The 19,433-nt window shown below is 71.3% G+C and carries 20 protein-coding genes; 9 read left to right on the top strand and 11 right to left on the bottom strand.

What is annotated here, in order from left to right; genetic code table 11:
- The first annotated feature begins 17 nt into the window (after positions 1-17).
- The 5 genes from J3S20_RS09950 (at position 18) to J3S20_RS09930 (ending at position 3,472) form a co-directional block, all read left to right on the top strand.
- The gene (locus J3S20_RS09950) at positions 18-449 is read left to right on the top strand and encodes a DUF3429 domain-containing protein (RefSeq protein ID WP_216836272.1); all 432 of its coding nucleotides are present in this window, start codon (positions 18-20) and stop codon (positions 447-449) included.
- An 83-nt stretch (positions 450-532) separates the two neighbouring features.
- Complete coding sequence (locus J3S20_RS09945; RefSeq protein WP_216836271.1) at positions 533-847, top strand: hypothetical protein; 315 nt, start codon at positions 533-535, stop codon at positions 845-847.
- A 63-nt stretch (positions 848-910) separates the two neighbouring features.
- Positions 911-1,744: a MurR/RpiR family transcriptional regulator gene (locus J3S20_RS09940; protein ID WP_216836270.1), complete on the top strand. Its 834-nt coding sequence runs from the start codon at positions 911-913 to the stop codon at positions 1,742-1,744.
- Between the two features lie 84 nt (positions 1,745-1,828).
- Entirely contained in the window at positions 1,829-2,458 is a 630-nt protein-coding gene (locus J3S20_RS09935; RefSeq protein WP_216836269.1) for a bifunctional 4-hydroxy-2-oxoglutarate aldolase/2-dehydro-3-deoxy-phosphogluconate aldolase, read from the top strand.
- 84 nt (positions 2,459-2,542) lie between these two features.
- Positions 2,543-3,472 (top strand): sugar kinase, encoded by a 930-nt coding sequence (locus tag J3S20_RS09930; RefSeq protein ID WP_216836268.1) that lies wholly within the window; start codon positions 2,543-2,545, stop codon positions 3,470-3,472.
- Positions 3,473-3,486: 14 nt separating this feature from the next.
- Here J3S20_RS09930 and J3S20_RS09925 read toward each other — a convergent pair whose 3' ends face one another.
- Together J3S20_RS09925 and J3S20_RS09920 are read right to left on the bottom strand one after the other, a co-directional pair.
- Positions 3,487-3,975 (bottom strand): GNAT family N-acetyltransferase, encoded by a 489-nt coding sequence (locus J3S20_RS09925; protein WP_216836267.1) that lies wholly within the window; start codon positions 3,973-3,975, stop codon positions 3,487-3,489.
- Between the two features lie 68 nt (positions 3,976-4,043).
- A complete protein-coding gene (locus J3S20_RS09920) occupies positions 4,044-5,546 on the bottom strand; it encodes a M81 family metallopeptidase (RefSeq protein WP_216836266.1) in 1,503 nt (500 codons plus the stop codon).
- A 110-nt stretch (positions 5,547-5,656) separates the two neighbouring features.
- On the opposite strand from J3S20_RS09920, the gene J3S20_RS09915 reads away from it, so the two are divergent.
- The gene (locus tag J3S20_RS09915; protein ID WP_216836265.1) at positions 5,657-6,466 is read left to right on the top strand and encodes an alpha/beta fold hydrolase; all 810 of its coding nucleotides are present in this window, start codon (positions 5,657-5,659) and stop codon (positions 6,464-6,466) included.
- Positions 6,467-6,583: 117 nt separating this feature from the next.
- On the opposite strand, the gene J3S20_RS09910 is transcribed toward J3S20_RS09915, so the two are convergent.
- The 6 genes from J3S20_RS09910 to J3S20_RS09885 are packed head-to-tail and all read right to left on the bottom strand — an operon-like array spanning position 6,584 to position 14,127.
- The gene (locus J3S20_RS09910) at positions 6,584-7,822 is read right to left on the bottom strand and encodes a Zn-dependent hydrolase (RefSeq protein WP_216836264.1); all 1,239 of its coding nucleotides are present in this window, start codon (positions 7,820-7,822) and stop codon (positions 6,584-6,586) included.
- On the bottom strand, positions 7,819-9,105 hold the full coding sequence (locus J3S20_RS09905; protein WP_216836263.1) for an ArgE/DapE family deacylase: 1,287 nt from the start codon (positions 9,103-9,105) through the stop codon (positions 7,819-7,821). The genes J3S20_RS09910 and J3S20_RS09905 overlap by 4 nt, the downstream gene beginning before the upstream one ends.
- Before the next feature lie 7 nt (positions 9,106-9,112).
- A complete protein-coding gene (locus tag J3S20_RS09900; RefSeq protein WP_216836262.1) occupies positions 9,113-10,714 on the bottom strand; it encodes an ABC transporter ATP-binding protein in 1,602 nt (533 codons plus the stop codon).
- A complete protein-coding gene (locus J3S20_RS09895; protein ID WP_216836261.1) occupies positions 10,711-11,556 on the bottom strand; it encodes an ABC transporter permease in 846 nt (281 codons plus the stop codon). The genes J3S20_RS09900 and J3S20_RS09895 overlap by 4 nt, the downstream gene beginning before the upstream one ends.
- On the bottom strand, positions 11,553-12,539 hold the full coding sequence (locus tag J3S20_RS09890) for an ABC transporter permease (protein ID WP_216836260.1): 987 nt from the start codon (positions 12,537-12,539) through the stop codon (positions 11,553-11,555). The genes J3S20_RS09895 and J3S20_RS09890 overlap by 4 nt, the downstream gene beginning before the upstream one ends.
- Before the next feature lie 4 nt (positions 12,540-12,543).
- Entirely contained in the window at positions 12,544-14,127 is a 1,584-nt protein-coding gene (locus J3S20_RS09885) for an ABC transporter substrate-binding protein (RefSeq protein ID WP_246602528.1), read from the bottom strand.
- A 95-nt stretch (positions 14,128-14,222) separates the two neighbouring features.
- Here J3S20_RS09885 and J3S20_RS09880 point away from each other — a divergent pair, with 95 nt between their 5' ends.
- Together J3S20_RS09880 and J3S20_RS09875 are read left to right on the top strand one after the other, a co-directional pair.
- Positions 14,223-15,254: a histone deacetylase family protein gene (locus J3S20_RS09880; RefSeq protein WP_216836259.1), complete on the top strand. Its 1,032-nt coding sequence runs from the start codon at positions 14,223-14,225 to the stop codon at positions 15,252-15,254.
- A gap of 31 nt (positions 15,255-15,285) precedes the next feature.
- Positions 15,286-16,794: a YifB family Mg chelatase-like AAA ATPase gene (locus J3S20_RS09875; protein ID WP_216836258.1), complete on the top strand. Its 1,509-nt coding sequence runs from the start codon at positions 15,286-15,288 to the stop codon at positions 16,792-16,794.
- 3 nt (positions 16,795-16,797) lie between these two features.
- On the opposite strand, the gene J3S20_RS09870 is transcribed toward J3S20_RS09875, so the two are convergent.
- Positions 16,798-17,442, bottom strand: a complete 645-nt coding sequence (locus tag J3S20_RS09870) for a hypothetical protein (RefSeq protein ID WP_216836257.1) — start codon at positions 17,440-17,442, stop codon at positions 16,798-16,800.
- 180 nt (positions 17,443-17,622) lie between these two features.
- Between J3S20_RS09870 and panC the strand changes: the two genes are divergently transcribed.
- Positions 17,623-18,450 carry a pantoate--beta-alanine ligase gene (panC, locus tag J3S20_RS09865; RefSeq protein ID WP_216836256.1) on the top strand — a complete coding sequence of 276 codons (828 nt, stop codon included), beginning with the start codon at positions 17,623-17,625 and terminating at the stop codon, positions 18,448-18,450.
- Here panC and J3S20_RS09860 read toward each other — a convergent pair.
- Both J3S20_RS09860 and J3S20_RS09855 read right to left on the bottom strand, forming a co-directional pair.
- Entirely contained in the window at positions 18,447-18,920 is a 474-nt protein-coding gene (locus J3S20_RS09860; RefSeq protein WP_216836255.1) for a 2'-5' RNA ligase family protein, read from the bottom strand. The genes panC and J3S20_RS09860 overlap by 4 nt on opposite strands.
- The gene (locus J3S20_RS09855; protein WP_216836254.1) at positions 18,920-19,306 is read right to left on the bottom strand and encodes a YraN family protein; all 387 of its coding nucleotides are present in this window, start codon (positions 19,304-19,306) and stop codon (positions 18,920-18,922) included. Before J3S20_RS09855 ends, J3S20_RS09860 begins: the two co-directional genes overlap by 1 nt.
- Positions 19,307-19,433: the final 127 nt, after the last annotated feature.

The raw sequence follows: 19,433 nt of genomic DNA, 5'->3' as shown, positions 1-19,433 counted from the left end.
GGGCCGAGATGCACGGGATGACCGCCCCGATCCCTCCCCTGACCCTTTGGCTCGGCGCCGCCGGGCTGTTGCCTTTCCTCGGCCTCGCGGGCGGCGTGCTGGCCGGGGCCGAATGGGCGCCGGCGCTGGCCGCCTACGGCGCGACCATCCTGGCCTTCCTCGGCGCCGTGCATTGGGGCTTGGCGCTGGCCGCGCCGGCGGGCGAGTCCCAAGCCGCGGCCGGGCGCCTGGCGCTCGGCGTGATGCCCGCGCTGATCGGCTGGGTGGCGCTGCTGCTGCCGCTGCGGCCGGGGCTGGCGCTGCTGGCCGGCGCCATCCTGGCCACCGCGGCGGTGGAAAGCTGGGCGGCACGACGCGGCCTTGTGCCGCCAGCCTATCTGCGGTTGCGCTGGGCCTTGTCGCTGGTGGCGGGGGCGTGCCTCATGCTGGCGGCCGTCGCGCTGCGGTGAACTTGTCGCCAAAAGATTTCGCTTGTCTCAGAAAATGGGACTGTTAAGCTCTCGGCAACATCTACCCCCGCCGGAGGCAATCCATGCGCGATGATGAACAACTCCCCCCCGGCGAGACCCTCGCAAACGCCGCCGAGATCCTGCCCTTCCCCAATAGCGGCGAGCGCCGCCTGCGCGTCGCGCTCCGCAACCTGGACGCCGCCCTGGCCGAGCAGCGCCAGGCCATCGCCGCATTCCGCGCCGAGCTCGCCGCGCTGAACAGCGCCGTCTCCGATCTCGGCCAGAGCACCCAGCTGCTGCAGGACCGCCTGCACGACACCGCCGAGGACACCGCCTTGGCGCGGGAGGCCGCGCTGCGCCTGCAGGCGACGGCGGAGGCGATGGAACGGGTGAACTGAGCCGCTTGCCGCCCCGCGCCGCCCGGCGGTAGTCAGGCCGGGATCGGCTGGGGGGGGGCGAGGATGCGCGACCGAATCGCCCAGCTGCTGGACCGGCTGAGCCCGGCCGAGCGCAAGGTTGGCGACTGGGTCCTGGCCGACCCGGCCGCCGTCACGACCGGCACCCTGGCCGGCATCGCCCGCGGCGCCGGCGTCTCCGAACCCACCGTCATCCGCTTCTGCCGCTCCCTCGGCCTGGAGGGTTTTGCGGAGCTGCGCCTGGCCCTGGCGCGGGCCGAGGGCGGCGCCGCCCCGCCACCCCGCCGCATCGGCCCGGCCACCCCGGTGGCGGAAGCCGCCGGCGCGGTCTGCGACAGCGCGCTCGCCACCCTGGCCGAACTGCGCCGCGGCCTGGACCCGGCGGCGATCGAGCGCGCGGCCCTGGCGGTGGTGCGCGCCGCGCGGATCGAGGTCTGGGGGCTGGGCGCCTCCGCCGCCGCGGCGGAGGCGCTGGCCCATGGCCTGTTCCGGATCGGCCGCGGCGTGGTGGCGCGGCACGACCCGCATCTACAGGCCATGGCGGCCGCGACCCTCGACGGGGAAGCGGTGGCGCTCTGCCTCTCCCGCTCCGGCCTGACGCGGGAGCTGGTGGAGGTCGCGCAGCTGGCCGCCGCCGCCGGCGCGACCGTGGTCGCCATCACCCGCCCCGGCACGCCACTCGCCGCCGCCGCCACCCTGCTGATCCCTTGTGCGGTGGCGGAGGAGGCCGGGCTGCACGCGCCCATGGCCACCCGCCTGGCGCAGCTGGTCTTGGGCGATGCGCTGGCGGTGGCCGCCGCGCTGCTCTCCCCGCCCGCGGCGGCGGAGCGGCTGTCCCGCATGCAGGCCGCGCTGCAGGCCCGCCGCCTGCCGCCCTGACGCCAGCCGGCGCGCGCCATGCTATGGCGCCAGGCGGATCAACGACGCCCGGCCCCGGCGGCCGGGGCGATGGGAGAGACATCCATGAGCCATCCCCTGCTCCCGAAGCTGCGCGCGGCGCGCGTCATTCCCGTGGTGCGGACGACGGATGCGCGGCTGGCGGCGCTCGCCGTGGAATGGCTGCGCGGCGCCGGCCTGACCGTCTTCGAGATCACCCTGACCGTGCCGGATGCCCCCGGGCTGATTCGGGCGCTGGCCGCCGATCCAGCCCTGACCATCGGCGCCGGCACGGTGCCGGACCGCGAAGCGGCCGAGGCCTGCCTTGCCGCCGGCGCGCGCTTCCTGGTCAGCCCCTGGGTCGACCCGGCGGTGGCCGACGCGGCGCGCGATGCGGGCGCCGCCTCCATGCTCGGCGCCATGACGCCGACCGAAGTGCGCGCCGCACTCGCCGCCGGCGCCGATGTGGTCAAACTGTTTCCGGCCAGCTCCGCCGGCGGCCCCGCCCATGTGAAGGCGCTGCGCGCGGTCTTCCCGCAGGTGGCCTTCTGCCCGACCGGCGGCGTGGATGCGCGCAATGCCCCAGACTACCTGGCCGCCGGCGCCGCCTTCGTCGGCATCGGCGGCCGGCTGGTGGATGAGGCGGCGCTGGCGCGCGGCGACCGTGCGGCCATCGAGTCCGCGGCGCGGGACGTGCTGGGCCTCGCCCAGGCCTGAGGCCCCTCATTGCCTCCGCGTGCCGATCTGCGCAGGCTCGGCGAAACGGATCCGCGCCCGGGAACACGACCAGGGAACACGACCATGCCCGACATCCTCTGCCTCGGCGAGCCGATGCTGGAATTCAACCAGCAGCCGATCGGGCCCGATGGCCGCAGCCTGTATCTGGAGGGCCATGGCGGCGATACCTCCAACGCCGCCATCGCGGCGGCGCGCAGCGGCGCGGATGCCGGCATCATCGCCTGCATGGGCGAGGATCGCCCGGCGCAGAGTTTTGCCGAGCTTTGGGCGATGGAGGGCGTGGATACCGTCACCGTGCGCACGGATCCGGAAGCGCCAACCGGCATCTACTTCGTCACCCACGGCCCGCAGGGCCACGACTTCACCTTCTACCGGAAGGGCAGCGCGGCCAGCCGCATGCGGGTGCAGGACGTGCCGGAGGAGGCGATCCGAAGCGCGCGTATCCTGCACCTGTCTGGCATCAGCCTCGGCATTTCGGACACCGCCTGCGATGCGGGCTTCCATGCCATCCAGGTGGCACGCAAGGCGGGGGTTACCGTTTCCTTCGACACCAACCTGCGGCTGCGCCTCTGGCCGTTGCACCGTGCCGCCGCCTGCATCCACACCGCGGTCGGCATGTCCGACCTGGTGTTTCCCTCGCTGGACGATGCGCGGCTGCTGACCGGGCTGAAGGAGCCGGATGCGATTGCGGATTTCTACCTGCGGCTTTGCCCCATGGTGCTGCTGAAGCTGGGGGCGGAGGGGCTGCTGGTAGCGACGCGCGAGGCGCGGGCGCGCATCCCGGGTTTCGCGGTGCAGGCGGTGGATGCGACCGGCGCGGGCGATACGCTGGCCGGGGCCTTCATGGCGCGTGCGGTCGCCGGCGATGATGTCTGGCAGGCGGCGCGCTACGCCAATGCCGCGGCCGCGCTGTCCACCACCGGCTATGGCGCGGTGGCGCCGATTCCGACCGCGGCGGAGGTGCATGCCTTCCTGGAGTTGCAGCGCATCTGAGATGAGTCGCCGCGTCAGCCCGGGGTGAGGATCCGCGCATGCGTCGCCGCCGGCTCTCCCACCGCGCGCAGGAAGCCGCAGCTTTCGTAGAAGGCGAAGGCGGCCACCGGCGCCCGCACCCGCAGACGCGGATAGCCGGACTCCGCCGCCTGCAGCGCCACCGCGGTCACCAGCGCCCGCCCCACGCCGGACCGGCGCGCCGCGCGCAGCACATAAAGCCGCCGCACCCGGCCGACGATTTCCGTCTTCAGATAGGGGTCCCGCGTCAGGCCGCAGAGGCCCACCAGCGCGCTGCCGATATGGGCGGCGAAAAGCGCATCGCCCCAGTCGTCGAAGCGCAGCCTGCCTTCGTGCCAATCCTCCCGCAGCACCTCCAGCATCCGCTGGCCATCGCCCAGCGCATCGGCGGCGAGGTCGGCGAATTCCTCCGGCAGATGCACGATCCGCTCGATACGGATCTTGGCAGGCGGCGCGGCGCCGTCTGGACGCAGGGGATGGAGCAAGTAGGTGCCTCGGCGGATGCGGCCTGCCACTTAGGGTCGGGCGCCCCGCCGCGCCAGTGCCAACAGGGTCAGGCTGTCCGCCGGTTGTCGCCGGGGCGCAGCCGCAGGCCGGGGCGCAGGCGGGTGAAGGGCAGCGTTGCCGGGTCCGCCACCACCGGGCCGGGTGCGGCGACCACCAGCACCGCCTCCGCCATTGGCTGGAAATCCGCGCGGAAATGCACGCTCGACTTCAGCGCGAGGATGCGTTGCGCGGCGGGCTCGATGCCGACATGGCGGAACAGCGCCTGGTCATAGGCCTGCATCTTGCGCGAGGTCACGATCACGCGAACGCCGGGCGCGGGGCTGATCAGCGCGGTGGGGCCGAGATCGGCCGCATTGCCGCCTGCCATGGGGCCGGTGCAGACGAAGCGCCCATCCGTCAGCTTCAGCACCCGCGCCGTGACTGCCAGCGGCGCGCCATCGGACTTGCCGCCGAGGCTGAGGGAGACCTCCGCCCCCTCGCCGGCCGCGTGGCAGGCACTGGCGCTTTCGGCGTCATTGATCAGCGCCAGCACGGCGCCTTCCGCCTTTTGGCGGATCAGCTCCGCCAGCAGGCCGGTGGTGTCGCCATGGCCGCCGCCGCCGGGATTGTCCTGCGTGTCGGCCATCACCACCGGGCGTTCCGCCTTGGTCGCGATGCGGATCGCCTCGGCGACGCCGGCCGCGGCCTCGTGGATATCGGGTGCGAAGGCGGATTCGCGGGCGGCGAGGTCCGCGGCGAAGGCCTCGGCGGCGGCATCGGCCGCGTCCTGGTCGGCGGCGAAGGCGGCGACGGCCACGCCGCAATCGGGGAAGTCGGCATAGGGGAAGCCGAAGCAGAGGCCGAGCTCGGCCACCCCCTCCCGCGCCGCGATCTCGGCGCGCGCTTCCATGGCGTCGGCCATGGGCGGCACCAGCGTGCACTGCCCGGTGATGGGGATCAGGTAGTCGATCTGCCGGAAGGCTTTCGCAAAGGGCCGGCCGAGGGCGATGCGGTCGAACAGCAGCTGCATGGCCCGCGCGCCGGCTTCCTTCATGTCCACATGCGGATAGGTGCGGAAGGGGGCGAGCGCGTCGGCGTGCTGCACCATTGCCGCCGTCAGGTTGCAATGCGGGTCGAGGCTGGCGGTGATGGGCACATCAGGGCCGAGGATGGCGCGCGCGCGGCGCAGCAGCTCGCCTTCGGCATCCGGGAAATGTTCGGCCACCATGGCGCCGTGCAAATCGAGGTAGAGGCCATCCAGCGGGCCCTCATCCAGCGCCGCCTGCAGGTCGTGGAAGATCAGCGCGGCGAGGCGCTCGAAGGCCTCGGCCGTGACGGGGCCGGCGGGATTGGCGAAACCCCAGGACAAGGGCGCGATGGTGACGCCGGCTTCCTCGGCCAGGCGGATGGCGCCGGCGGCGGGCACGGCGGAGGGGCGCAGCGTGTCCAGCAGCGTCGCGGGGCGCTGCACCGTGGGCCAGCCGCCAGGCGAGAGGAAATCCGCCCAGCGCGTCGGGATCGGGGCGAAGGAGTGGCTCTCGTGCAGGAAGCCGCCGATGGCGATGCGCATGTGGCTCAGGGTCTCCGGAGTTCGGCGGCGACCGTGCCAGCCGCGGGGGCGGGTGGGAAGCCGGGCGCGGCTGCGCCAGGATGCCGCCGCGATTCGAAGACGAGGCCAAGATGTCCGACGCCGCCCTGCGCCAGCCCCTGCCCGCCCCCGTGCCGGCTACGATGCACCAGGTGCCAGTGCCCGGCGGCAGCCTGGCCTGCTGGGACACGGGCGGCGAAGGCCCGGCGGTGGTGCTGCTGCATCCCGGCACCGGCAGCCACGCCGTCTGGGGCTACCAGCAGCCGGTGCTGGCCGGCGCAGGCTATCGCGTCATTGCCTATTCGCGGCGCAGCCATCTGGGGTCGCCCGCCACCGACGATCCCGGCTGCGCGGCGGAGGATTTGCTGGCGCTGCTCGACCATTTCGGCATCGCGCGCGCGCACCTGGTGGGCTGCGCGGCCGGCGCCATCGTCGCCTGGGATTTCGCCCTGTCCTTCCCTGGGCGGGTCGGGCGGATGGTGCTGGCCTGCACGCATATGGGGCTGGAGGATCCGGACTATGCCGCGCTGAGCGCCAGCCTACGGCCCAAGGGCTTCGCCGAGATGCCGGGGCATTTTCGCGAGGTGGGGCCGAGCTATCGCGCCGCGAACCCGGAGGGCACGGCGGCCTGGCTGGCGCTGGAACACGCGGCGATTCCGGGCAAGCGGCAGGAGCAGCGGCGGATGAACCGGCTGGACCTGGCGGCCTTCGGCAGCCTGCCGATGCCGATGCTGCTGATCGGCGGCGACGCGGATCTGTGGGCGCCGCCCTCGGTGTTCCGCATCTTCCACCGGGCGCTGCCGGGGAGCGAGCTGGTGATCCTGGCGGAGTGCGGGCATGCGGCGCAGTGGGAGCAGCCGGAGGCGTTCAATGCGGCGGTGATGAGGTTTCTGGGGCGGTAGGGCGCTGCCCCCACCCGGCCGCTGACGCGGCCACCCTCCCCCGCTTCGCAGGGGAGGGAACTGCTCCCTCCCCCGCTCTTGCGGGGGAGGGTCGGGGTGGGGGCCGCGCGCCGCCCCCTACCCCTTCGCCACCCCCGCCGTCGCCAGCACCGCATCCGCCACCACCAGCAGCCCGGCCTCGGCCCATTCCGGCGTGATGCTTTCCGCCTCGTTGTGGCTGATCCCGCCGTGGCAGGGGGTGAAGACCATCACTGTCGGCACGCGCCGCGCGCAGTAGACGGCGTCATGGCCGATGGCGGTGGGCATCATCTGGTAGCTGATCCTGCGGGCCTGCGCGGAGGCCTCCAGCCGGTCCACCAGCGGTCTGGCGAAGGGCGTGGCGGGTGAGATCCAGAAATCCTCCACGGCGATCGACAGGTTGCGTCGCGCCGAGATGGCCGCCGCCTCCCCGCGCAGCACCTCGGCGAGCGCCGCCAGCTTGTGCTCGTCGTCATGCCGCGTATCCAGGCTGAACCAGACCTGGTCCGGCACCACGTTACGGCTGTCCGGATGCACCGTCAGCCGGCCCACCGTGGCCCGCGCGCCGGCTTCCAGCGCGGCCTTCTCGATGCCCAAAATCATCTCGGCGGCGCCCATCATGGCATCGCGCCGCCCGGCCATCACGCTGCCGCCATGCGCATTTTCGCCGGTGACCGTCACTTCGAACCAGTGCTGCGCCAGCGCATGGGTGACGATGCCGATATCGAGGCCGAGCTTCTCGAGTTGCGGCCCCTGCTCGATATGCACCTCGAAATAGGCTTCGAGATTCTGCAGCGCGGCCGGATCGGCGCCCCCCGCCCAGCCAATCCGCGAAAGCTCCTCGCCGAAGACGGCGCCGGTGCTGTCGGTCTTGGCCAGCACCTCGGCTTCCGGGAAGATTCCCATGGCGGCGCCGCTGCCCATCATCGGCGGCGAGAAGCGCGCGCCTTCCTCATTGGTCCAGTTGATGAGCATGACCGGCGCCTCGGTCTCGATGCCCGCCTCGTCCAGCGCGCGCAGGATTTCGAGGCCGACCAGCACGCCCAGCACGCCGTCGAATTTGCCGCCGGTGGGCTGCGTGTCCAGATGGCTGCCGATGGCGATCGGCTTTCTCGAAGGATCCCGCCCCGGGCGGGTCAGCGCCATATTGCCGAGGCGGTCCAGCACCAGCTTCGCGCCCGCCGCTTCCGCCTGGCGCTGCAGCAGCGCGCGCGCCTCGCCATCCAGGTCGGTCAGCGTCTGCCGGTTGTTGCCGCCCTTGGCGGTCGCGCCAATGCGGGCGAACTCCATCAGGCTGTCCCAGAGGCGGGCGCCGGAGGGGCGGAAATTGCTGGTCATGCGGATTCCACTCCACACCATTCGGCCATGGTGATCGCGATGGTGCGCGTGATGTCGTGCATCGAGTCCATGCCGACGCTTTCGTCGATGCCGTGGATGTCCTGCGCATCCGGCCCGAAACAGGCGACCGGCGTGTCCTGGTAGAGGGTGAAGAAGCGCCCGTCCGTCAGGCCCGTCGCCGGATACTTTCGAAGTTCGTGGCCGGTGAGGTCGGCGAAGTTGCGCATGGACTCCTGCACGATCTCCGCCTGCATGTCGAAGACGCAGGGATCGGCCATGAATCCCTTGAACTCCAGCTTCACCTTCGCGCCCTTCAGCGCGCCATCGCCGCGCGCCTGCTCCACGATGCGTTCGATGTCCGCACGCACGGCGGCAGCAGTGTTCCCCATCATCACGCCGACGCGCAGGCCGAGCGTCGCGCGCGTAGGCACCGACGAATTCCACTCGCCGCCCGTGAACGTCCCGAGGTTGACGTTCACCGGATGGTTCACGCCGCGAAAGCTGGGGTGGATCAACTCGCCGCGGTTCATGTCACGCTCATAGGCCTCGAAGCGGGTCCAGATGGACATCGCCGCCTCCACCGCATTCACCCCGGCCTGCTTGTCCCGCACATGTGCCGGCCGGCCCGTGACGGTGACCCAGGCCCAGACCACGCCGACCTCGGCGCTGTACATGGCGGGCAGGCCGGGACCGGGCTCGGGGATGATCACGGCATCCGTCTTCGGCAGCGCCAGCATGCAGGCCAGCGCGCCATTGCCGGTGCATTCCTCCTCGATCACGGACTGCATCTGCACCTCCGCCGCCGGCTGCAGCCCGGCGAGCTTCAGTGCGCGGAAGGCGATGATGTACGACAAAATGCCGGCCTTCATGTCGCCGGCGCCGCGGCCATACATGCGGCCACCGCGAATCTCCGGCGCATAGGGCGGCGTGGTCCATTCATCCTCGGCGCCTTCGGGCACCACGTCGACATGGCCCTGCAGCGCGAGCGACCGGCCTTTTGCGGCGCGCGGACGGTGCACCGCCACCACATTGTCGCGCCCCTCATAGCTGATCAGCGGCGGCGAGAAGCCGGGGTGTCCGGCCAGCGCCGCAGGGTCCGTCGCCACGCGCTGCGGCGTCAGGCCGAGCGATTCGTAGACGCGCGCCATCTCGTTCAGCGCCGAGGCCTCGTTGCCCAGGGTGGAGGGGCAGCGCACCAGGCGCATCAGCCCCTGCTCGCCCTCCGCGCGCAGCGAATCGCAGGCCTCCAGAATGGCGCGGCGGGCGCCCGGATCGAGTTTCATATGGACCTCAAGTGATATCGGGCGGAGTCCAGCCCCTTCCCGGGATGCTGTCCAGCAGCTGGCGCGTATAGGCATGCGCGGGCGCACCAAAGACCTGCGCCGTCTCGCCCATCTCGACAATGGCGCCGCGCTGCATCACCGCGATGCGGTCGCAGATCTGCGCCGCCACGCGCAGGTCATGCGTGATGAAGAGCATGGTCAGCCCGAGCCGCCGGCGGATCTCGGCCAGCAGCTCCAGCACCTGCGCCTGCACGGAAACGTCCAGCGCCGAGACCGGCTCATCCGCGATCAGCAATTCCGGCTCCATCGCCAAGGCACGGGCGATGCCGATGCGCTGGCGCTGGCCGCCGCTGAACTCGTGGGGGAAGCGATCCATGGCGCCGGCATCCAGTTGCACCAGTCGCAGCAGGTCCCGCGCCCGGTCCAGCGCCTCGGCGCGTGGCGTGCCATGGGTGATCGGCCCCTCCGCGATGATCTCCCCCACCTTGCGACGCGGATTCAGCGAGGCGAAGGGGTCCTGGAAGACCATCTGGATGCGTTTTCGGTAGGGTTTCCAGGCCTCGCGCGACAGGGGGCGCAGGTCGCTGCCGTGGAACAGCATCTCGCCCGCCTCGGGCTTCACCAGGTTCACCACACACCGGGCCAGCGTGGACTTGCCGCTGCCGGATTCGCCGACCAGGCCGAGCGTTTCGCCCTGGCGCAGCACGAAATCCGCGTCGTGCACCGCGCGCACCTCGACCCTTGGTGCGAACCAGCCGCCGCGGCTGTAGGTTTTCGTCACGCCGCGCGATTCCAGCACGGTGGCGCCGCCGACCTCCGGCCGCGCGGCCGGGATGCCGTGCGGCACGGCGGCGATCAGCGCCTGGGTATAGGTGTGCTGCGGGCGGTTGAGAATTTCGGCCGCCGGCCCCTGCTCGACGATGCGGCCGAGCTGCATCACCGCGACGCGGTCGGCGATTTCTGCCACCACGCCGAAATCATGGGTGATGAACATCACGCCCATCCCCCGGCGCGACTGGATCTCGCGGATCAGGCGCAGGATCTGCATCTGCGTGGTCACGTCGAGGGCGGTGGTCGGCTCGTCCGCGATCAGCAGCGCCGGCTCCAGCGCCAGGGCCATGGCGATCATCACCCGCTGCCGCTGGCCGCCCGAGAGGCGGAAAGGATAGGCGCGGGCGAGCGAGGCCGGGTCCGGCAGGTTCACCGCCGCCAGCAGTTCGGGCACGCGGTCCTTGGCGCGCGCGGCCTCGCCATGCACGGCCAGCGCCTCCGCGATCTGGTCACCGACCCGCATCAGCGGGTTCAGCGCCGTCATCGGCTCCTGGAAGATCATCGCCATGCGGCTGCCGCGCAGCGCGCGCAGCTGCTCGGGCGTCTGCGCCGTGATCTCCGTGTCGCCCAGGAAGATGCGCCCGGCGCGCAGCGGCAGGCCGGGCGGCAGCAGCCCCATCACGGCGTTGGCGGTGATGGATTTGCCGCTGCCGGATTCGCCCACGATGCAGAGGATCTCGCCGGCATCGACATGCAGCGAGATATCTGTCACCGCATGGTCCCGGTCGCCGCCGGCGGGCAGCGCAACGGTCAGGTTCTCGACGCGGAGAAGGCTCATGCGGCCGCCCCCCGCTTGCGGGCGAGGCGCGGATTCATCGCATCCGAAAGCCCCTCCCCCACCAGGTTCAGCGCCAGCACGGTCAGAAAGATGGCGACGCCCGGAAAGACGCTCATCCACCAGGCGAGGCGGATGACGCTGCGGCCGGAGCCGATGAGAAAACCCCAGGTCATCAGGTTCGGATCGCCGAGGCCGAGGAAGGACAGCGCCGATTCCAACAGGATCGCATTCGCCACCATCAGGGAGGACAGCACGATGATCGGCGACAGCGCATTCGGCAGGATATCGCCCAGCACGATGCTGATCCGCGATTTGCCCAGAACCTCCGCCGCCTGCACGAATTCGCGGGAGCGGAGCGAGAGGAACTCCGCCCGCACCACGCGCGCCACCGGCGGCCAGGAGACGACGGCTATGGCGAAGACCACGCTGCCGATCGTCGGCGTGAAGATCGCCACCAGCAGGATGGCCAGCACGAAGCTCGGGATGGTCTGGAAGAATTCGGTGAAGCGCATCACCAAATCGTCCGCGAGCCCGCCGAGATAACCCGCCACCGCGCCGAGCGACACGCCCACCGCCAGCGCCACCACGGTCGAGACTGCACCCACCATCAGCGAGATCCGCGCACCATGCGCGATGCCAGCCGCCACATCCCGCCCCAGGCTGTCCGAGCCCAGCAGCATGTCCATCTCGCCCGGCGGCATGAAGGGCGCCGCCACCATGTCCCAGGGGCTGTCAGGAAAAATCAGCGGCGCGCCCAGGGCCATGGCCAGCACCAGCAGCAGGATCAGCAGCCCGACCACCGCCCCCTTGTTGCGCGCATAGCGCCGCGCGAAATCCCTCAACCGCTGACCTCCACGCGCGGATCGATGACCGCATAGAGCAGGTCCGTCACCAGGTTAAAGACCACCACCATGACGGAGGTGACGAAGAAGACGCCCATCAGCACGGGATAGTCGCGCGCCAGCAGCGCCTCGAAGGCCAGGCGCCCGATGCCGGGCCAGGCGAAGACCGTCTCCACCAGGATGGAGCCGCCGATGAGCTGCCCGGCTTGGATGCCCGCGAAGGTGATGACCGGCAGCAGCGCGTTGCGCAGCACGTGCTTTCGCACCACCTGGCCTTCTGGCACACCCTTGGCGCGCGCCGTCTTGACGAAATCCTGGTCCGCCACTTCCAGCATCGTGGCCCGCGTCAGCCGCGCATAGACCGCCATGTAGAACAGGCCGAGCGTCAAGGCCGGTAGCAGCAGGTGCTTCGCCACGTCCGGCACGCGGGCGAGGCCCGTGATATCGGCGCCCACCGTCATCATGCCGAAGCTCGGCAGCCATTCCAGCCAGACGGAGAAGACCAGCACCAGCATCAGCCCGACCCAGAAGATCGGCGTGGCATAGAAGGTCAGCGCCAGCACGGTGATGAGGCTGTCCGCCCAGCGCCCGACGCGCCCCGCCGCCAGCGCGCCGAGCGTGACGCCGAGGCCCACGGCAAACAGGAAGGCCGCGCCCGTCAGCAGCAGCGTCGCCGGCAGGCGTTCCAGGATCAGCGTGGCGACGCCCACCTGCTGCCGGTGGCTGAAGCCGAGGTCGAGCGTCAGCACGCCCTTCACATAGATCCACAGCTGCACCAGCAGCGGCCGGTCCAGCCCGAACTGTTCGCGCAACTGCGCGATGAAGCGCTCATCCGCCGCGCCCGATTGCCCGGCAATCACGCTGGCCGGATCCCCAGGCGCGGCATGGATCAGGAAGAAGTTGCAGACGACGATCGCCAGCACGACGATCGCCGCCTTCGCCACCCGCCGCAGCAGGAATCCAGGCAGCAGCGACGGGTCCACGCGATCAGGCCGTCAGGAAGACGTCGTCGTAGCTGGCATGCACGCCGGTGCCGAGCTGCACGGGGTTCTGCACCTTCTTGTCGTGGATGGTCGGGAAGGCCATTTCCATCAGCCAGATCTGCGGCACTTCCTCCACCAGGATCTTCTGGACCTCGCTGAAGGCGGCACGCCGTTCCTCCGCCGTCTGCGCCTCCCGCGCCGTCGCGAACAGCGCATCCACGCGCGGGTTGGAGTAGCCGCCCGTATTGGTAAACGTCACCTTCTGGATGTTCGAGGAGACATAGGTCCGCTCCACCCCCAGCGTCGGGTCACCGAACTGGTAGACGAAGTTGATCGAGGTCTCGTATTCCCAGGCGCCGATCCGCCGCGCCCAAGACCCGGCATCGGTGCTTTCCAGCTCGAGGTTGATGCCGACCTGGCGCAGCGACTGGCGCAGATATTCGGACAGCCGCGTCCAAATCTCGCCATAGGGCAGCACGAGGTGCTTGATGGTGGTGCGCACGCCCTGAGCATTGGCGCGCAGCCCGGCGGCATCCAGCAACTGCGCGGCGGCGCGCGGGTCGAAGCCCGGCAGCTTCACATTGGCGTCGTGGAAGCGGGTGGTGCTGGCGATGGGATTGGTCGCCGGCTTGCCTACGCCGAACCAAAGCCGCTGGGCGATGAAGTCGCGGTTGATGGCGCGCGAGATCGCCTGCCGCACCCGCACATCGGCCAGCGCCGGCACGCGGTGATTGGTCTCGATCCAGGAGAGCGGGGAGAAGTATTCCCAGCCATCCGTCCACACCTCCAGGTTCGGCCGCGCGCGCATCGCCGGCACGTCGAAGGGCTCGATATCGCCGGCGGCCGTCATCATCACCTGGCCGGTCTCCAGCGCCAGGCGGCGGGACTGGCTGTCCGGCACGATGCGATAGATGATCGCGTCCAGATAGGGCTGGCCCGGCTTCCAATAGTCCTCGAAGCGCTCCAGCCGGATGAAGTTGCCGCGCTGCCATTCGGCGAACTTGAAGGGTCCCGTGCCGATGGGCCGCTGCACCGCGGGGGCGGTGCGGAAATCCTGGCCGTCGAACAGATGCTTCGGCACGATGGCGCAGGCGGTGACATCGAACATCAGCAGGAAGGGCTCGAAGGGCGCCTTCAGCGTCAGCGCGACGGTATGCGCATCCGGCGCCTCCGCCTTGTCGATGCGGCTGAAGATGGCGCGCGCGCGGGGTGCCACTTCCGGATGGAATTTCGTGACGGAGAAGATCACGTCCTCCGCCGTCATCGGGCGGCCGTCGTGGAACTTCACGTTCTGGCGCAGCTTGAAGGTATAGGTCAGCTTGTCGTCGGACAGCGACCAGCTCTCGGCCAGCTCCGGCATAGGCTCCAGCTTCGGGCTGAACTTGATCAGCCCCTGGAAGATCTTGCCGGCCGCGATCAGCGTCGGGCCCTGGTTGTTCACGCCGATCTGCAGCACCGGCGGCTCCGGCTGCAGGATCGTGGTCAGCGTGCCGCCGCGGCGCGGCGCGATGCCCTGGGCGCGGGCATCCGCCACGCACATCAGGACGGGTGCTGCGGCAGTCGCGGCCATCAGGCCACGGCGCGTCATGCTCATTTTGTGAAAGCCCCCTTGGTCTTGCGCGAAGGCTAGCCTCGGCCGGGCCGCATGGACAAGGCGGCATTGGCGCCTCTACCGTCCCGGCCATGAAGACCTTCGCCGATCCTGCCCAGGAATTGCACAGCCCGCGCTTCTTCCTGCAGCGGGGCCAGGTGCGCCAGAACTACGAAGTGCCGGGCCGCGCCGCCTCGCTGGAAGCCGGGCTGCGCCGGATGGGCCTGGCCCCCGCGCTGCCGCCCCCCGCCCCCCGGGCGGCGCTGGAGGCGGTGCACCCCGCCGCCTATCTCGACTTTCTCCGGGACGTCCACGCGGCCTGGAGCGCCCTGCCCGGCGCGGGACCGGAAGTGGTCGCGAATATCCACCCTTCGCCCGAGATGCTGGCGCAGGGCGCGCCGGTGCCCACTGGGCTGGTCGGCAAGGTCGGCTGGTACACGGCGGATGCCGGCTGCCCGATCGGGCCGCATACCTGGCAGGCCTCGATCGGCGCCGCCGCCTGCGCCCTGGCCGCGGCCGAGGAAGCAGCAAGGGGCCGCAGCGCCTATGCGCTGTGCCGCCCGCCCGGCCACCACACCTACGCCGCCCGCGCCGGCGGCCATTGCTACCTGAACAACGCGGCCATTGCGGTGGAAGCGCTGAAGCGGGCCGGCGCGCAGCGCGTCGCCGTACTGGATATCGACAGCCACCACGGCAACGGCACCCAGGGCATTTTCTGGGACCGTGCCGATGTGCTGACGGTCTCCGTCCATGGCGACCCTTCCGGCTACTATCCCTGGTATGTCGGCCATGAAGGGGAGCGTGGCGGCGGCGCCGGCCTCGGCTGCAATCTGAACCTGCCCCTGCCGCAGGGCAGCGGCGATGCGCCCTGGCTGGCGGCCATCGGCACGGGCCTGACCGCCATCGCCAACTTCGGGGCCGATGCGCTGGTTGTCTCGCTCGGCTTCGACGCCAGCGAGCATGAGCCGCTGAACTTCCTCTCCGTCACCGCGGATGGTTTTGCGGAAGCCGGGCGGATGATCGCGGGCGCCAGGCTGCCGGCGGCGATGATCCAGGAGGGCGGCTACAACGTCGACCTGCTGGGCATGCTGCTGGAGCGATTTCTTTCCGGCTATGCCGGTTGATTTAGTTCCGTAAACAATCAACCCTGGATGCGTGAGCTCCATCGCGCGCATCCAGACCTTCGCCTTTGCCGGGATCGAGGCCCTGCCGGTGGAGGTGCAGGTCCAGATCGCCCCCGGCCTGCCCGCCTTCCTGATCGTCGGCCTGCCGGACAAGGCGGTGGGCGAATCCAAGGAAAGGGTCCGCGCGGCGCTGACCGCCATCGGCCTGTCCCTGCCGCCGAAGCGCGTGCTGGTGAACATGGCCCCCGCCGATATCGCGAAGGAGGGCAGCCACTTCGACCTGCCCATCGCGCTGGCCGTGCTCGCCGCCATGGAGGTGCTGCCCCGCGACGAGCTGCATGATTTTGCGGCGCTGGGCGAGCTGGCGCTGGATGGCAGCATTGCCCCCGTGGCCGGCGTGCTGCCCGCCGCCATGGCGGCCTCGGCGCGGGAGCTGGGGCTGGTCTGCCCGGCACCACAGGGGCCGGAGGCCGCCTGGGCCGGGCGCATCCAGGTGCTGGCGCCGCCGGACCTGCCCTCCCTGATCAACCATTTCCGCGGCATCCAAACCCTCGCCCAGCCGGTGCCGCCACGGCTGGAGGATGCGCCCTGGGCTGGCCCCTGCCTCAGCCAGGTGCGCGGCCAGGAAAGCGCCAAGCGGGCGCTGGAGATCGCGGCCGCCGGCGGCCACAACCTGCTGATGGTCGGCCCGCCCGGCGCCGGCAAATCCATGCTCGCTGCCCGCCTGCCCGGCCTATTGCCGGACCTGACGCCGGCCGAGGCGCTGGAGATTTCCCTGGTGCATTCGGTCGCTGGCATGCTGACCGAGGGCCGCCTGCTGAAGCGCCCGCCCTTCCGGGACCCGCACCACTCGGCCTCCGTCCCCGCCTTGGTCGGCGGCGGGCATCGGGCGCGGCCTGGGGAGATCTCGCTCGCCCATCTCGGCGTGCTGTTCCTGGATGAATGGCCGGAATTTCCGCGGGCGGCGCTGGAGGCGCTGCGCCAGCCGATGGAGACCGGCCGCACCACCATCAGCCGCGCCAATGCGCATGTGACCTATCCGGCGCGCTTCCAATGCGTCGCCGCAATGAACCCCTGCCGCTGCGGCTATCTCGGCGAGTCCGCCCGCGAATGCGCCCGCGCGCCGGGCTGCGGGCAGGAGTATCAGCAGCGCCTCTCCGGCCCGCTGCTGGACCGGATGGATGTGGTGATCGAGGTGCAGCCCCTGCCCCCCGCCGAGCTCACCCGCGCGCCCCCCGGCGAGCGGACGGAGGTGGTGGCCGCCCGCGTCGCCGCCGCGCGGGATCGCCAGCGTGCCCGTGGGGATGCGCGCTGCAATGCGGAGGCCGAGTGGGACGCGCTGCAGCCCCTGGCCGAGGCCGAGGCGCTGGCCCTGCTGGAGACCGCCGCGACGCGGCTGCGCCTGTCGACCCGCGGCCAGGTGCGCACGCTGCGCGTGGCGCGGACCATCGCGGACCTGGCCGGGACCGCGCGCCTCGGCCGCGCCCATGTGGCGGAGGCGCTGGCCTTCCGGCACCGCATGCCGGGGCGCCCCGGCTGAAGCTTATTGCTTCGGCAGTCCGCGCGGCGCGGGTTGCGGGGCGCCCTGGGGGACGGTGGGGTCCAGGCTGCGCGGGGACGGGGCGCCGCGGGTCGGGTCGAGATCGACGCCGCCGCCGCCGTTGCGCTGGCGCATCTCCGCCGTGCAGGCCGCCATATGCGGCAGGCTGGCCGCGGTGCCGCGCAGGCCGAAATCCCAGGCGACGCCGGTGGCGAAGCGGATGCTCGCTGTGCTGGCGCCGGCGAAGGCCACCACGAAGTTGCGCATCTCCGTGGGGTCGCTGGCGATCGGGCCGGCCGCGCCGCCGAGGTTCGTGCGCGCATTGAAGTCGCCGAAGCCGAAGGTCACCGGATAGTTCACCTGCCCGACGCGGATCATCGCCTGCTGCCCACGCAGCCGGTCCAGCCGCATGTTCGGCGCGGCCAGGAACAGGTGCAGGCCGGTATTGTTCAGCATGAAGGAGACGGTGCGGCCGCTGGAGGGAAAGCGCGTGTCCCAGGAACACCAGGCGCGCTGGCCCGGCGTCTGCACCAGCTTCACCGTCCACTGCCCGCTGTTGCGGCGCCAGATCTCGTTGGCATCCGCCGCCCCCGTCCAGGTGGAGGAGGCCAGGAGCGCCAGGCCGAGCAGCCGCGCTGCCATCCGCATGCCTTCATTCTCCGTCGCTTAGACCGCCGGACGGTAACTTCCGTTCCGCTTCCCTGTCACCACGCCGGCCCTACACGGACGCGGCATGTCCGCAACGTCCGGCTGGTCTGCGCCGCCCGGGCTTGCCCTGGTGCCGAGGCTCCCGCAATCGGGCTTGGCTTGCGATCAGGGGGAACCGCCATGCAGATCATCCGCGACCTGGCGACGCTGCGCGCCGCCTCGGCCGAGGCGCGGCGCGAGGGGCGCCGCCTGGGCCTGGTGCCGACCATGGGCGCGCTGCACCAGGGGCATCTCGCGCTGGTCACCGCGGCGCGGCAGGTGGCGCAGACGGTGGCGGTCTCGATCTTCGTGAACCCGCTGCAATTCGCCCCTACCGAGGACCTGTCCCGCTATCCTCGCGACGAGGCGGGGGATCTCGCCAAGCTGCGCGAGGTGGGCTGCGACATCGTCTGGATGCCGGATGTGCCCACCATGTACCCGCCCGGCAGCGCCACGCGCATCGAGGTAGCGGGCCATGCCGAGGGTTTCGAGGGCGCGGCGCGCCCCGACCATTTCCGCGGCGTCGCCACCGTCTGCACGAAGCTGTTCAGCCAGACCCAGGCGGATGTGGCGGTCTTCGGGGAGAAGGACTGGCAGCAGGTGCAGGTGGTCTCGCGGGTGGTGGCCGACCTCGACCTGCCGATCCGCATCCTGCCGCATCCGACGGTGCGGGAGGCGGATGGGCTGGCCTGTTCCTCCCGCAACATTCGCCTCACGCCGGACCAGCGCGCCTTGGCCCCGCTGCTGCCTCGGCTGATGGTGACGGTGCTGGACACCATCCGCGCCGGCGCCGCGCCAGGCCCGGTGCTGGACCGCGCCGCGCGGCAGCTGCGGGAGGCCGGCTTCGTGCCAGACTACCTGGCGCTGGTGCAACCCGAGACGCTGGCGCCATGGGAAGGCGGGCGGGGGCGGCTGCTGGCGGCGGCGAAGCTGGGCGATGTGCGGCTGCTGGACAATATGGCCCTCTAGCCCGCCGGAAGGTCCCGCCGCGCCAGCACCACCGGCGGCGGGAAGCGCACCAGTTCCAGCGCCAGGCCACGTGCCGCGATGGGGCCGGTCCAGCGCGCCAGGGCAGCGTCCAGATCGACCGCGCCCTCGGCCAGCGTCGCATGCGGCACCCAGGCGCCGGGCCGCACATGGGGGTGCAGCACCCTGTCCGGCACCGCCGCGGCCAGGGCCATGTGCAGCGCCAGCAAAGCGGGCGTCACCACTGGGGCCAGGAACAGGAAGACGGGCGGGCCAGGAAAGAGGCCGAAGCTGGCGAAGACCAAGTCCACCGGCGCCGCCTCCACCGTCGGCATGGCCCGGGCGAGCGCGGCCTCGGCCGCATCCTCCGCGCGCAGCAGGGTGATGTGAGGCGGGTAGACGAGGCGCTTGCCGAGCCGGGCCAGAGCGGCCTCGGCCCCGCCATCCAGCCGCAGGACCACCGCGACCGGCATCAGCCCATCGCCCGGAAGGCATCGGCGATGCGCCGCACCCTGCCCTGGCCGTCCACCAGCAGCACGTCGAAGCGCACGCCGGCCGCGCCATGGCCGGGGTTGGCCGCCATCCACGCCTCTGCGGCCGCCATCAGCCGGGCCTGCTGGCGCGGGCCGAGGGCGAAGGCGGCCTCGGTCAGCGTCGCGCGGGCCTTCACCTCGACGAAGACCAGCAGCCCCGTGCGTTCCACCACCAGGTCGATCTCCCCGGCGCCGGTGCGGATGCGGCGGGCGAGCGGGACGAAGCCATCGGCCACTAGGGCAGCCTCCGCCGCCGCCTCGGCCTGGCGGCCGCGGGCCTCGGAGGCCTGGCGGGTGGCGCGGTGCATGACGTTCGGCTCGGCCATGGCCTAGACTAGGCGCATCAGGCGGGTGGTCCCAATGGCGCTTCGAATCCTTCTGTTGCTTCTGTGCGCCTTCCCCGCTTTGGCGCAGCCGGCAAGTCCTGCTGTGGCTTCCGCCGCAAGGCGCCAT

Source organism: Falsiroseomonas tokyonensis, assembly GCF_019024325.1.
Taxonomy (GTDB): domain Bacteria; phylum Pseudomonadota; class Alphaproteobacteria; order Acetobacterales; family Acetobacteraceae; genus Falsiroseomonas; species Falsiroseomonas tokyonensis.
This window is presented reverse-complemented; position numbering and strand designations above follow the sequence as displayed.

Coding starts and splice junctions, on each gene's coding strand:
- J3S20_RS09915 (WP_216836265.1), top strand. CDS start 5,657: ATGTCCGACGCCGCCCTGCGCCAGCCCCTGCCCGCCCCCGTGCCGGCT.
- J3S20_RS09880 (WP_216836259.1), top strand. CDS start 14,223: ATGAAGACCTTCGCCGATCCTGCCCAGGAATTGCACAGCCCGCGCTTC.
- J3S20_RS09870 (WP_216836257.1), bottom strand. CDS start 17,442: ATGCGGATGGCAGCGCGGCTGCTCGGCCTGGCGCTCCTGGCCTCCTCC.
- J3S20_RS09930 (WP_216836268.1), top strand. CDS start 2,543: ATGCCCGACATCCTCTGCCTCGGCGAGCCGATGCTGGAATTCAACCAG.
- panC (WP_216836256.1), top strand. CDS start 17,623: ATGCAGATCATCCGCGACCTGGCGACGCTGCGCGCCGCCTCGGCCGAG.
- J3S20_RS09910 (WP_216836264.1), bottom strand. CDS start 7,822: ATGACCAGCAATTTCCGCCCCTCCGGCGCCCGCCTCTGGGACAGCCTG.
- J3S20_RS09885 (WP_246602528.1), bottom strand. CDS start 14,127: ATGACGCGCCGTGGCCTGATGGCCGCGACTGCCGCAGCACCCGTCCTG.
- J3S20_RS09900 (WP_216836262.1), bottom strand. CDS start 10,714: ATGAGCCTTCTCCGCGTCGAGAACCTGACCGTTGCGCTGCCCGCCGGC.
- J3S20_RS09950 (WP_216836272.1), top strand. CDS start 18: ATGACCGCCCCGATCCCTCCCCTGACCCTTTGGCTCGGCGCCGCCGGG.
- J3S20_RS09920 (WP_216836266.1), bottom strand. CDS start 5,546: ATGCGCATCGCCATCGGCGGCTTCCTGCACGAGAGCCACTCCTTCGCC.
- J3S20_RS09940 (WP_216836270.1), top strand. CDS start 911: ATGCGCGACCGAATCGCCCAGCTGCTGGACCGGCTGAGCCCGGCCGAG.
- J3S20_RS09855 (WP_216836254.1), bottom strand. CDS start 19,306: ATGGCCGAGCCGAACGTCATGCACCGCGCCACCCGCCAGGCCTCCGAG.
- J3S20_RS09860 (WP_216836255.1), bottom strand. CDS start 18,920: ATGCCGGTCGCGGTGGTCCTGCGGCTGGATGGCGGGGCCGAGGCCGCT.
- J3S20_RS09945 (WP_216836271.1), top strand. CDS start 533: ATGCGCGATGATGAACAACTCCCCCCCGGCGAGACCCTCGCAAACGCC.
- J3S20_RS09905 (WP_216836263.1), bottom strand. CDS start 9,105: ATGAAACTCGATCCGGGCGCCCGCCGCGCCATTCTGGAGGCCTGCGAT.
- J3S20_RS09935 (WP_216836269.1), top strand. CDS start 1,829: ATGAGCCATCCCCTGCTCCCGAAGCTGCGCGCGGCGCGCGTCATTCCC.